This is a genomic window from Ruegeria sp. J8 (assembly GCF_056531925.1).
This window is the reverse complement of record NZ_JBQFMR010000007.1, coordinates 60,540-73,223: the sequence shown is the minus strand read 5'-3', so window position 1 is coordinate 73,223 and position 12,684 is coordinate 60,540. Positions and strand designations below refer to the sequence as shown.

Genomic DNA, 12,684 nt, shown 5'->3' with positions numbered 1-12,684 from the left:
GATACGTCATCCGGACGTTGACCGCCCTTGTTCAGACAGCGCGCGTATAGGCCGAATTCAGGTAATGTGCAAGAGCAAAGCCCTTAGTTACCGGCTGCTCGGCTATCTTTCACGTGCCAGATGCCTGCGTCCTTCTGCAACATCGACCGTTCGATGGCATCCAGTCGGGACAGCGCCCCGGCAATATCCGTCGATCCGCCCGACCGGTTCCAGATCTTCAGCGCCGAGGCCGGGCTCCACGGCAGGCATGCCGCTGCCAACCAGCAGCGCAATTCAGGCGGCAGGGAATCATAGGTTCGCATCGGAGACACCCTGCGCCGCCGCTTTAGACCGGTGCAAAGATTACGACCGCCTCGCCCGGTCTTGTTTCGTCGCATGGCAAACCTCGTCACAAAATTTTTTGTAATGTTATTACATTCCAAGGTTGGTTAGACAAGCACTCCAAATGCAAAAAGGGCGGGATCAATTCACCGCCCTTTCCATGCTAAAGACGCGGCGCCGCAAAGCGCCCAGACTTCTCAAAACAGTTGCAGATCCTTTGCACCACTTTGAATCTCGGCAAAGTTCGGCATATTCTGCACCGCCACTGGGGCCGGTTTCGTGCCAGGCATCGCCACTGTCGGTTTGGCTGGCTTGCCGAAGGCCGGTTTCTCAAGCTCGCCACGAATATCGCGCAGCAGCGTTTTATGGTCCGGCATGGATTTGAGTATCTGCGCAAGGTCTACCTTCGCACCCTTCCACCACTGGAACCAAATCGGTTTCTTCAGCGGTCGGATACGGTCACGGATACCTGTACCATAGCCCGTGTCGTAGACCTGCTTGCCCAACAGTACCGTCTGGAAAACGCGATGGTCGAACAGGGTGGCGAACTCCACATCATGCTCCATCGGCAGGCGGTGCTGCCAAAGCTCAAGATTCTCAGCCAGACGATCGGGGATTTTCATCTCGGTCCGCGCGTCGATCCAGTATTGGTCATCCGTACGGTTGCCCAACCGGTAATGCAGACAGATGAATTCCAGCACCTCATTGTAGAGCTTGTCCATCTGCCGGTTATAGCGCGCGCGCAACGACGGCTCGATGTCACGCGTCGGCAGATGTTCCGCGAACCAACGGATGGCGTGGTCGATCATATGGATCGCGGTGCTTTCCAGCGGCTCAATAAAGCCGCCCGATAGGCCGATGGCCACACAGTTCTTGACCCAGGCATTGCGCACTCGCCCAACCCGCATCGGGATCACACGTGGCGTAAGACCCTTGCCGCTGTCACCCAGCCACTCAAGATATTCATCGGCTGCCTGATCATCCGTCCGATGCGCCGAAGAATACACATAGCCCGTGCCTACGCGATTGAACAATGGCACTCGCCACGTCCAACCCGCCCCCAACGCGGTCGAGCGCGTGGCGCTTTCGATCTTCTCCGGATTGGGATGTTCGACCTGCAACGCCATGGCCCGGTCATTGGGCAGATAGTCCGAATAGTCCATGAACGGCTCACCCAGAGCCTGATTGATGATCAACCCCCGGAATCCGGTGCAATCCACGACCATCTCGATGTCATGACGGCCTTTGCGTTCAAGCATCAGGTGGCTGACATTGCCCTGTTCGTCCAGTTCAACCGCCTGAACCTCATCCTGAATATGCTCGACGCCACGTTTGGTGCAAACCTTCGTCAGCATCCCGGCGAATTTCACCGCGTCCAGATGGTAGGCATAGCCGAACCGTTGTTCGAACTCCGGCGCGCCCAAAGGACGCGCACCTTTGCACAGCCGCGCAAGATCATCATGCGGGGCAATGGATTGAGTGAAATCCCGATCCCCGTTGCCGAAGCGCAGGAAATATTCCGAGGCCTCCAACCCTTCCAGCAACTGGCCATGCGCGAATGGGTTCATATAGTCGATACGATTGCCCTTGGCGTCCTTGTTCCAGTTGCAGAACTTCACACCCAATTTGAACGACGCGTTGGTTTCGCGGAAGAAATCGCGCTCGGATATGCCTGCCTGACGCAGTGTGACCGGCATACGCGGCACGGTTGCTTCGCCCACACCCACGGTCGAGATATTTGGGCTTTCGATCAGGCAGATGCGGGGGCGGTCCTTGGGGGCGGATGTGCGGGAAAACACCATCTCGAGGATCAACGCGGTCATCCACCCCGCTGTGCCACCACCCACGATGGAAATCTTGCTCAAACGCTTGCTCATTAGGCTCTGCTCCCCCTTGTTTTGGGGGACTATAACAGCTTTCCCTAACCTAGCCAGAGCCTATGACAGGTGCTTTGGAAATGTTGCCAGATAGCAGAAGTCTGCACCGCGACATCGGCGTTCAGATTTCCTCGCCCTTCTTCAAAAGCTCTTCGATGAGGGCGCGCTGCAAACCCTGACTGTCACCGCCCCCAAACTCGGCCGCACCACCGGAATAGAGCGTGCCATATGTCTTGGCTATATTCACTGTCTGCGCCAGACCCGAGATCAGCTGATCCTTCTCAAGCGCCGACAACGGATGGATATAGGCCGCCCACAATGTACCATTGGCTATGGCATAGCGTGCATCCAAAGTACTGTCGAAATTCGCTTGCATCACGCGCTGCAGATCCGCTGGCGACAGATCGTCCGCACTGACAATCGCCACCATGGCCCGCATCCGGTCGGCGTTGATATCAGTAACAACAAAAACCGGGACGTCGCCCAATGTTAGTTGAAAACCCGGACCTTGCGGCAGTGCCTCGGGATCCAATGCAAACAGAATTTTACCCAGCCGTTCATAGGTCATGGGAGGTTCCAGTACCGGGGTCTCTTGCGCCTCTTGAGCAGCCAGACCTGTGGCCAGAAATATCATGAAAAAGGCTAGTCGGATCATGGCGAGGCTCCCGCTGGTTTCAGTGTCAGCATAAAAGGCAGCAGGTCACGTGACCAAACAAAGCTTAGTGAAGGCATCACTGAGAAGCGCCGCAATTTTGAACGATCTGCAAAACTGTAAGCCCTTTCTGTCATAGTTCGTTCGGTTGAGCGTTGTTAGATTTGTTTCAGCGACGGATACCCCGACCGCTCTGAGCCCAAAGCACGTAAGGAAACGCAATGAAATCTCTGATCCTGACCACCCTGATCGCCGCCCTGCCCTTGGTTGCTGCACCGGCCTTTGCAGCAGACGAAATCAACGTCTCGAACGGCATTTCAGCAGCGGGCGCTCCACTGGCCGCGCATGGTGTCGACCTGGTGGCGCTGGTGACAAATGGCAATCCGGTGGAAGGCTTTGCCAACCACTCGGCGACTTATGATGGCGCATCGTACTATTTCACCTCGGCGGATAACCTCGCCGCGTTCGAGGCCAACCCGGCGGCGTATCTGCCCCAACATGGCGGTTTCTGCTCGTTCGGTGTGTCGGTCGGGAAGAAATTTGATGGCGACCCGGATCAGTACCTTATTGCAGATGGCAAGCTGTACCTGTTCCTGAATGCAGAAACCCGCGCCGCCTTCCTGAAAGACGTCCCCGGCACGGCAAAAACAGCCGATGGTCAGTGGTCGAAAATCAAAAGCATCGCAGTCGGCGAGTTGTAATCCCGACACCTCGCAGCGATCACCCGCGGCGCTACGGCGTCGCGGGCTTGCGTTCTGCGATCAGCGTAATGGCCTGTGCCAGGGCCTCTTCGACGCTGAGGTCCGAAGTATCCAGCAAAACGGCATCCTCAGCCGGTTTCATCGGGGCTGTACTCCGCTCGGCATCGCGGGCATCGCGCTCGCGCACATCAGCAAGGACCTGTTCACGGGTCACATCGTCGCCCTTGGCGCTCAGTTCCAGATACCGCCGTTCAGCACGCACCTCGGCGCTGGCGGTGACGAACAGCTTGGCCTCGGCCTCGGGGCAGATCACGGTTCCGATGTCACGCCCGTCCAGCACTGCGCCGCTATCCCGTCGGGCAAAGGCGCGCTGGAAATCGACCAAAGCCGCGCGAACCTCGGGGATCACCGCCACTTTCGACGCGGCCTGAGCGATCTCGGCCGTGCGCAGATCGCCCTGCTGCAACTCCTCGGCGGTCAGGGCCTCGGCCGCCGCGATGGGCTCCATCCCTTCCAGCGTCCGCCGCCCCACCGCGCGGTACAAAAGCCCGGTGTCCAGATGCGCAAAGCCGAAATGTGCCGCAACCCCTTTCGAGATCGTGCCCTTCCCAGCAGCTGCAGGGCCGTCTATGGCGACCGTAAAGCTCATGTGCGTACGACCTTGGCGCCCAGCGCAGCCATCAGCGGTTCAAAAATCGGGAACGAAGTCGCAATCGGGCCGCCATCATCAACCGAGACCGGCGATTTCGCTCCCATTCCCATCACCATGAACGACATGGCGATGCGGTGATCCAGAAAGCTCTCGCAGGTGCCGCTGCCGGGGACATTGCCGATGCCCAGACCGTCAATCGACCACCAATCCTCGCCCTCATCCACGGTCACGCCATTGGCACGCAACCCGCGGGCCATGGCGTCGATCCGGTCGCTTTCCTTGACGCGCAGCTCTTTCACCCCGCCCATCATCGTGGTGCCCGTGGCATTGGCCGCAACCACAGACAGCACCGGGTATTCGTCAATCATCGAGGCTGCGCGTTCCGGCGGCACGTTGATGCCCTTCATGTTGGGCGAGTATTTCGCGCGCAGGTCAGCGACCGGCTCGCCACCCTCTTCGCGCTCATTCTCATAAGTCAGGTCCGCACCCATCTCGCGCAGCGTGGTAAACAGCCCCGCGCGGGTCGGGTTCAGGCCAATGCCCGGCACCAGCACATCCGAACCCGGCGTGATCAGCGCCGCGCAAACCGGAAAGGCCGCGCTGGACGGGTCACGCGGCACGGCAATAACCTGCGGTTTCAACTCGGGGCGACCGGTCAGAGTGATAACCCGGCCCTCATCGGTATCCTCAACGGTGATCTCTGCGCCGAACCCGGCCAGCATCCGTTCGGAATGGTCGCGGGTGGCCTCTTTTTCGATCACCACGGTTTTGCCCGGTGCGTTCAGACCGGCCAACAGCACAGCGGATTTCACCTGCGCCGACGGAACGGGAACCTCATAGCGCACCGGCACGGGTTCTGCCGCGCCCACGATGGTCATCGGTAAACGCCCGCCCGAGCGGCCAACCGATTGCGCCCCAAATAGCGCCAGCGGGTCCGTCACCCGCGCCATGGGGCGTTTGTTCAGGCTGGCATCGCCGGTAAACGTGGCTGAGATCGGGCAGGTCGCCATCGCGCCCATGATCAGCCGCACACCCGTGCCCGAATTGCCGCAATCAATCACCTGATCCGGCTCGGCAAAGCCGCCAACGCCCACGCCATGCACGGTCCATTCACCGCCACCATGATCCGTAACCTCAGCCCCAAAGGCGCGCATGGCCTTGGCGGTATCCAGAACATCCTCACCTTCCAGCAGGCCGGAAATCTTCGTCTCACCCACCGCCATCGCGCCCAAAATCAGCGACCGGTGCGAGATCGACTTGTCGCCGGGCACCTCTGCCGTTCCGGTCAGCGGACCGCAGGGATGCGAGGTCATCGGGATGGGCGTGCCGTGTCCGGACATGGGGGCTCCTGTTTTCGCTATCAGTGCCTTAGCCGATTAGCGAATTGGGGCCAGATGGTCCAGCGGCAATCAGCCCTTGCGGCGGAAGGTCAGGTAGTGCGGCGTGCGCCCTTCGCGCAGAGCTTTCTGTTCATAGCGGGTGGAAATCCAGTCGTCCCACGGTTCGCGCCAATCAGAGGGGCGCTCCGCCAGCCATTCGAACCCCGCGCGCGGCGCTTCCTCGAGCGTTTGGCGGACATAGTCGGGAATGTCCGTCGCCACGCGAAAGATCGAACCCGGTTTCAGCGTCCGCGCCAGCGGCTCCAGGTGCTCCGGGGTCACAAAGCGGCGGCGATGGTGCCGCGTCTTGGGCCACGGATCGGGATAGAGCAGGAACGCGCGGGAAATGCTGGCCTCGGGCAGCACATCGAACAGATCACGCGCATCGCCGGGATGGACGGCGAGGTTCTCAACCCCCGCCTGCCGGATTTTACCCAACAACATGGCGACGCCGTTAATGTAAGGTTCGGCCCCTATGATGCCGATGTCAGGATTGCGCGCAGCCTGATGCACCAGGTGCTCACCACCACCAAAGCCGACCTCAAGCCAGACGTCGCGACCGTCAAACAGCTCCTGCAAGTCCAGCGGCTTGCGTTCAGGGTTGCTCTCCCAATCGACCGCACCCGGGGACAGCGCATCAAGGTCTTCGCTTAGATAGGTCTTCTGGCTTTGCTTCAGGGTTTTGCCTTTGAAGCGGCCATAAAAGTTCCGGCGGGGGCGTTGGGGGATCTCGGTGCTCATGGGCCGAGCCCATACTGTGCCGAAACCACGGACGCAAGAGGGCGACCGGTCCACTCAACAGACCTGCCGCCCCCAAAAAGCACCAGAATAGAGCGCGCCCGAATGGGCGCACCTTTGGTCTAAGATCAGACCGCCGCTTTCAGCGCGTCCGCCAGATCAGTGCTTTCCCAGCTGAAGCCGCCATCGGCATCGGGTTCGCGGCCGAAGTGGCCGTAGGCTGCAGTGCGCTGGTAGATCGGCTTGTTCAGTTGCAGATGCTCGCGGATGCCGCGCGGGGTCAGGTCCATTACCTGGCCCACGGCTTTTTCGATCGCTGCATCTGCGATCTGGCCCGTGCCATGCGTATCCGCGTAGATCGATAGAGGCTTGGACACGCCAATCGCATAGCTGAGCTGGATCGTGCAACGCTCAGCCATACCGGCAGCCACTACATTCTTTGCCAGATAGCGTGCGGCATAGGCGGCCGAACGATCCACTTTGGTCGGGTCTTTACCCGAGAACGCGCCTCCACCGTGAGGTGCTGCACCCCCATAGGTGTCCACGATGATCTTGCGACCAGTCAGGCCAGCATCGCCATCGGGGCCGCCGATCACAAATTTGCCGGTCGGGTTTACGTGCCATTCGGTCTCGGCCGACAGCCAACCTTCGGGAAGAGTCTCGCGGATATAAGGCTCGACTATGGCGCGGATGTCATCCGAGCTCAGCGCCGCGTCCAGATGCTGGGTCGACAGCACGATCGAGCTGACACCGACAGGTTTTCCGTCACGGTAGACAACCGAAAGCTGCGACTTGGCATCGGGGCCCAGCGCAGGCTCGGAGCCGTTTTTGCGCACTTCAGCCAGCCGACGCAGGATCGCGTGGGAATACTGGATCGGAGCCGGCATCAACGCAGGCGTTTCGGTCGTGGCATAGCCGAACATGATCCCCTGATCGCCTGCCCCTTCGTCCTTGTCATCGGCGGCATCGACACCCTGCGCGATATGGGCGGATTGTTCGTGCAGCAGGTTCGTCACTTCGACGGTTTCGTGGTGGAACTTGTCCTGCTCGTAGCCGATATCCTTGATACAGGCGCGCGCGATGTCGTCGATATGCGCCATGTAGTCGTGCAACTTGTCCTGATCCGACAGGCCAACTTCGCCACCGATGACAACCCGGTTGGTGGTGGCAAACGTCTCGCACGCTACGCGTGCTTCGGGTTCTTCGTTCAAAAAGGCATCAAGTACAGCATCGGAAATACGGTCGCAGACCTTATCCGGGTGCCCTTCGGACACGGATTCCGAAGTAAAAGTATAGTTCTGTCGGGACATGAATGTGCTCCATTAAGATTTCCCCATCACGCCAGGAAGCCGTTGTGACGGGCATGCGAGGGGATACGCCCGCACAAAGCCGGGGTCAATCGGTATTTATGCGTCTACCCGCCGGGCGTTGCGCCAAAGCAGCGCGGTCAGGCCGAATAGCACAAAAAAGACCGGATAGTCGCCGATCCGCGCATACAGTGTCCGAGCCAGCGGGGCAGGCAAAAGCGCGTCGATAAACCCCGCCTTTCCAAGTGGCAGTGCCTTGGTGATCCGCCCCAAAGGGTCGATCATCGCCGAGACACCAGTATTGGCGGCGCGCATCATTGGCAGGCCCTGTTCAACCGCGCGCATTTGGGCTTGGGCGAGGTGCTGATACGGCCCGGACCGAGTGCCAAACCAAGCATCATTGGTGATCTGCATCAGAAAATCCGCGCGCCCCGGTGCCGACAAGACATCTTGCGTGAACACCGCCTCATAGCAGATCAACGGCAGGGCCAGCCCCAGCTTTCCCGCCTCGATCAGCTCAGCGCCCGGACCGGCGCTGAAGCCGTTGCCCGTGGTCGTGGCCATGCCGTGAATGCCGAACCGGGCCATCACGTCCCCAAACGGAACGTATTCGCCAAACGGGGCCAGATGGTGCTTGTCATACAGGCCCTGCTGCTGCCCATCTTCATTCAGGTAGATCATCGAGTTGTAGATCCGGGGCCCATCCCCCCGTTGAATGCCCAGAAAAACCGGCGTTCCCTGCGCGGCTTCGGCAATCGCGTCCAGATGAGGCTGCGCGCTACCCAGCCAAGCGGGAACCGAGGTTTCCGGCCACACGATCAGGTCCGGGCGTGGCTGCTGCGCCGAAAATTCAATCTGGCGGGCAAAGAAAAGCGGAGCATAGTCTGGGTCCCATTTCTGGTGCTGCGGCGCGTTCGGCTGGATCAGACGGACGATGTGTTCGGTATTGGTAACGTCCGGGCGCATCGCGGCGTATCCTAAACCCAGACCTACAAAACCAACCGACAGACACAAAGGCAGGAAAATCCCCTTGCGCCGCGACAGCGCCGCGCCCAGCGGCAGAGTAGCCAGCAAGGTCAACGCCCCCAACCCATAGGGCCCGGTCAGAGCAAGAACCTGCGCAACGGGTGTGTCCACCCAGACCTGCGCCAACCCGGCCCACGGAAACCCGGTCAGCACATAGCCACGCCCCGCTTCTGCCAGCGCGATGATCAGAGCGAGCAAAACAGTTTGCCCCACCCCCGATGCGCCGGGTTTTCGTGCCACCCAAAATGCCAGAGCCCAGAACAGGGCAAGCCCTCCGGCCATAAATACCAGCGCAAAAGGCGCCATCCATCCGTAGCGCGGCGCGTCGACCAGAAATGGCTCAACGATCCAGCTTAGGGCATGGGCGAAATAGCCCGTCGCGAAGGCCCAACCGATCCAGGCCGCCTGCCCCCGGCTTTTGCTGGACAGGTAAACCGGGGCCAGCAGCGTCAGCGCGATAACTGTCGCCCACCAATACCCGAACGGAGCAAGGCCAAAGGCGGCCACGCCACCAAGCACTGTGGCAGACAGGAAGATCAGCCAGAATGGCCAGCCCCCCACAGGGGTCATGCAACAAGATCCGGCAACATTACGCGCAGGCGCTTGATACGACGCGGGTCAGCGTCGATCACCTCAAACTCAGGGCCTTCGGGATGCAAAACAACCTCGCCGCGCGCAGGCACGCGGCCGGACAGCATAAAGACCAACCCGCCCAACGTGTCGATTTCTTCCTCGTCCACATCCTCGTGGCTGGTCAGAGACCTTCCAATCTCGGCCTCGAACTCCTCGACTGGGACACGGGCCTGGACGACATAACAGCCTGGCTTTTCCTGCACCCATAGCTGACTTTCGTCAGCGTCATGCTCATCTGCAATCTCACCCACAACCTGCTCAATCAGGTCTTCGATGGTCAGCAACCCGTCAACACCACCATATTCATCAATAACCAAGGCCATATGCCTACGTTCTGTCTGCATCTTGGTCAGCAGAACCCCAATTGGCATCGAGGGCGGAACAAACAGCAAAGTCCGTAACATCGAGACCAGATCGAATTCGGATGATGTTCCGTTGAACCCATGGGTCAGCGCGAAATCCTTAAGGTGCACGAAGCCCAAAGGCGTATCCAGTGTCCCTTCATAAACAGGTATCCGCGACAGACCGCTTTCGCGAAACACCTGCGCAAGCTCGTCTTTGGAGATGGTCGAAGGAACTGACACGATTTCTGCCGTGGGAATGGCCACATCTTCAACCCGCATCCGGCGCAGGTTGATCATGCCGCGTGGCTGTGTCGCCTCGGTATCATGACCATTCATCGCAGTGGCCTCCCCCTCGGTCGGGGTTGAGAACGCATCTACTATTCGCGAGAAAAACCCTGTCTTCTCTTTGCTATTTTCGCCGCTGTTCCGCGGTTGCGCGCTTTGCGCCGCCATAGAACTGCCGTCTGTTTCGCCCATTATCCTAGTCCAAATGATCGGCCTGACTGGCCCGTATTAAACTATATATGGGTTATCAATACCCATTTTGCCAAGTATCTCGACCTCAAGCCCCTCCATCAAAGTGGCGTCGGGGTCACGAATGTGATCATAGCCCAGCAGATGTAACAATCCGTGAATGATCAGATGCGTCACGTGATCGTCCATGGGTTTGCCTGCCTCGGCAGCCTCGCGGGTGCAGGTATCGAAGGAAATGGCGATATCCCCAAGAGCGATTTCACCGGTAAAATCGGGCTGCGGATGGTCAGGGATATCGCCTGCGGCCTCGGGCGACAGATCCTCGGCGGGCCAACTCAGCACGTTGGTCGGGCTGGGTTTTTCCCGAAACTCGGCGTTCAGCGCGGCAATGTGGGCATCATCGCAGGCCAGAACACTGACTTCACACAGATCTGCATCCAGATCAAAACGATGGAACACCGCCTGAGCGGCACGGTCTACCAATGCTTCCAGACCTCTCCAACGGGGGTCTTCGACCGTCAGTTCAATAGCCATGTCAATTCGCCCAATACCCGGTATCCGCGGCGCGGGCCTTATCCGGTTTCACGCCCCGCGTCGGCCTCATACGCCTCGATAATGGCGGCGACAAGCGGGTGGCGGACCACATCTTTGGAAGTGAAGTAGTTGAAGCTGATATTCGGGATCGTTTTCAACAAACGTTCCGCATCTGCCAGCCCCGATTGCACCCCGCGCGGCAGATCGACCTGCGAGCGGTCACCGGTGATCACCATCCGGCTACCTTCACCCAGACGGGTCAGGAACATCTTCATCTGCATGGTCGTGGCGTTTTGCGCCTCATCAAGCACCACGAAGGCATTCGCAAGGGTACGCCCCCGCATGAAGGCCAGCGGCGCGATTTCGATACGCTTTTCTTCGATCAGTTTGGCCAGTTGCTTGCCGGGCAAAAAGTCGTTCAACGCGTCATAGAGCGGCTGCATGTAGGGATCGACCTTGTCCTTCATATCGCCGGGCAGGTATCCAAGCTTCTCGCCCGCCTCGACCGCCGGACGGCTGAGGATGATGCGATCCACATGCCCGCCGATGAACATCGACACACCAACAGCAACGGCAAGATAAGTTTTACCCGTGCCTGCCGGCCCGATTCCAAAGGCCAGTTCATTGTTGAACAGCGACTGCACATAGGCTTTCTGCGCGTCTGTGCGGGGCTCGACCAGTTTCTTGCGAGTCTTGATCTCGACCGTGCCGCCCTTGAACATCTCAAGCTGATCGCCGTCGCGGCTGCCGGTTCCGGTCTCGGACCCGCCCATGCGCAACTCACGATCCACATCTGCGGCTTCAACCTCGCGCCCGCCTTCCAGACGTGTGTAAAGCGCCTGGAGCACCTCAATCGCCTGTTTCTGGGCATCATCGTCACCCATGACGACAAGCTGATTGCCACGGCGCACGATCTGAACCGATAGCTTGTTTTCGATGTCGGTCAGATTGCGGTCATATTCGCCGCAAAGGTCAATCAACAACCGGTTGTCTGGAAATTCAACAAACGCCTCACGCTGGGGCATTTCATCTTGCGGTGGGGTCAGGGCACCGATGGCCAATCCGTTCTCCTGTCTTGGCGTTTCACCCTGAGCGTGACAACAATTGCCGGTAGGTGCAAGCCACAGATTCAAATTTTCCGGATCAGATGACAATTCCGCCGATTGACTGTAATTTCAGCCAATCATCCCGGCATTCGACAGAGCACTCTCTGCAAATCAGAACGTATAAGTCAGACCAAACCGAAGACTGCGATACTCCGGCGTGGAACGGGTCGAGAATCCGTTGCCAAATTCGATATCCTCACCCTGAAACTGAACATATTCATATTCGCCTGTGATTGACCAATCGTCGTTCAGGTAATGCTCGGCCCCAATACTCAGCGAGAATCCATCCCGGCTGTCACTCTCCTGAAATGACTGTGTCGTTGCGCCGGTGGTGATGCTGTTTGTCGTTTCGATGTCGCCGCGCACATAGCCAGCGGACACAAAATAAAGGATGGAGCCGCTTTTGTTTGTCAGGCCATTGCGGAATCGGATGGACAACACGTCCGACACTTCGGACCCGCCGGTGACTGTCGTTCCACTGATCAGCGCGGTTGTTTCATCGTCAATCGAGCCGAACTCATAACCGATTTCAAGGCCGTAAACATAGTCGCGCCCGCCTTTGGCCGGAAGAACACCGCGCCATCCAGCCCGAACGCCACCGAATGACCCGTTCAAGTCCAATTCGCCAATGGGAAACGTGCCGCCTGGTGTGGCCAAACCGAACTGATCCGTTCCGCCACTTGCGTATCCCGCCGTCAATCCCAGATAGAAAGCGCTAACGTCGCGATCAACCCGCTGCGGATCCAATACCGGAGGGTCTGACAAGGCGGCATCGGTATTGCCCGCAATCGCTGCCCCTGAGAGCCCCAAAAGCGAAACCATCACCGCCAAAACAAACTGCAAACAAAGCTTTGTTTTTTTTCTTTCGACTACCACTCGCACCCTCCAAGGCCCAGACACTTTGCCCGCGTCAGTACACAACCCGAAAATTCAGAGGCTA

13 protein-coding genes and 1 riboswitch are annotated in these 12,684 nt (G+C 59.0%); of the genes, 1 reads left to right on the top strand and 12 read right to left on the bottom strand.

All coding sequences use genetic code 11. The annotated features are described in order from the left end of the window. Positions 1-83 precede the first annotated feature (83 nt). The 3 genes from ACR0L1_RS15370 to ACR0L1_RS15360 all read right to left on the bottom strand — a co-directional run bounded on the left by ACR0L1_RS15370 (position 84) and on the right by ACR0L1_RS15360 (position 2,853). Complete coding sequence (locus ACR0L1_RS15370; protein WP_480502832.1) at positions 84-377, bottom strand: DUF6525 family protein; 294 nt, start codon at positions 375-377, stop codon at positions 84-86. A 141-nt stretch (positions 378-518) separates the two neighbouring features. Then, entirely contained in the window at positions 519-2,198 is a 1,680-nt protein-coding gene (locus ACR0L1_RS15365; protein ID WP_480502833.1) for a tryptophan halogenase family protein, read from the bottom strand. Between the two features lie 121 nt (positions 2,199-2,319). After that, positions 2,320-2,853, bottom strand: coding sequence for a hypothetical protein (locus ACR0L1_RS15360; RefSeq protein ID WP_170790351.1), 534 nt, complete (start codon positions 2,851-2,853; stop codon positions 2,320-2,322). Positions 2,854-3,071: 218 nt separating this feature from the next. Between ACR0L1_RS15360 and ACR0L1_RS15355 the strand changes: the two genes are divergently transcribed. Next, positions 3,072-3,551: a YHS domain-containing (seleno)protein gene (locus tag ACR0L1_RS15355; protein ID WP_170769915.1), complete on the top strand. Its 480-nt coding sequence runs from the start codon at positions 3,072-3,074 to the stop codon at positions 3,549-3,551. Between the two features lie 31 nt (positions 3,552-3,582). Here ACR0L1_RS15355 and ACR0L1_RS15350 read toward each other — a convergent pair whose 3' ends face one another. The 9 genes from ACR0L1_RS15350 to ACR0L1_RS15310 form a co-directional block, all read right to left on the bottom strand. Continuing rightward, the gene (locus ACR0L1_RS15350; protein ID WP_170769914.1) at positions 3,583-4,200 is read right to left on the bottom strand and encodes a (d)CMP kinase; all 618 of its coding nucleotides are present in this window, start codon (positions 4,198-4,200) and stop codon (positions 3,583-3,585) included. Further along, complete coding sequence (gene aroA, locus ACR0L1_RS15345; protein ID WP_170769913.1) at positions 4,197-5,543, bottom strand: 3-phosphoshikimate 1-carboxyvinyltransferase; 1,347 nt, start codon at positions 5,541-5,543, stop codon at positions 4,197-4,199. Before aroA ends, ACR0L1_RS15350 begins: the two co-directional genes overlap by 4 nt. Positions 5,544-5,612: 69 nt before the next feature. Next, complete coding sequence (gene trmB / locus ACR0L1_RS15340) at positions 5,613-6,323, bottom strand: tRNA (guanine(46)-N(7))-methyltransferase TrmB (protein ID WP_480502835.1); 711 nt, start codon at positions 6,321-6,323, stop codon at positions 5,613-5,615. A gap of 125 nt (positions 6,324-6,448) precedes the next feature. Further along, the gene (metK, locus tag ACR0L1_RS15335; RefSeq protein WP_170782922.1) at positions 6,449-7,630 is read right to left on the bottom strand and encodes a methionine adenosyltransferase; all 1,182 of its coding nucleotides are present in this window, start codon (positions 7,628-7,630) and stop codon (positions 6,449-6,451) included. Positions 7,631-7,635: 5 nt separating this feature from the next. Further along, positions 7,636-7,684, bottom strand: a riboswitch (SAM-SAH riboswitch). Between the two features lie 42 nt (positions 7,685-7,726). Then, entirely contained in the window at positions 7,727-9,223 is a 1,497-nt protein-coding gene (gene lnt, locus ACR0L1_RS15330; protein ID WP_480859697.1) for an apolipoprotein N-acyltransferase, read from the bottom strand. Further along, positions 9,220-10,107 carry a hemolysin family protein gene (locus ACR0L1_RS15325; RefSeq protein ID WP_480859695.1) on the bottom strand — a complete coding sequence of 296 codons (888 nt, stop codon included), beginning with the start codon at positions 10,105-10,107 and terminating at the stop codon, positions 9,220-9,222. The genes lnt and ACR0L1_RS15325 overlap by 4 nt, the downstream gene beginning before the upstream one ends. A 36-nt stretch (positions 10,108-10,143) precedes the next feature. Then, positions 10,144-10,638 (bottom strand): rRNA maturation RNase YbeY, encoded by a 495-nt coding sequence (gene ybeY / locus ACR0L1_RS15320; RefSeq protein ID WP_170782924.1) that lies wholly within the window; start codon positions 10,636-10,638, stop codon positions 10,144-10,146. A 38-nt stretch (positions 10,639-10,676) separates the two neighbouring features. Next, complete coding sequence (locus ACR0L1_RS15315; protein ID WP_170782925.1) at positions 10,677-11,699, bottom strand: PhoH family protein; 1,023 nt, start codon at positions 11,697-11,699, stop codon at positions 10,677-10,679. Between the two features lie 156 nt (positions 11,700-11,855). Beyond that, positions 11,856-12,566, bottom strand: a complete 711-nt coding sequence (locus ACR0L1_RS15310) for an outer membrane protein (RefSeq protein ID WP_170770592.1) — start codon at positions 12,564-12,566, stop codon at positions 11,856-11,858. Positions 12,567-12,684: the final 118 nt, after the last annotated feature.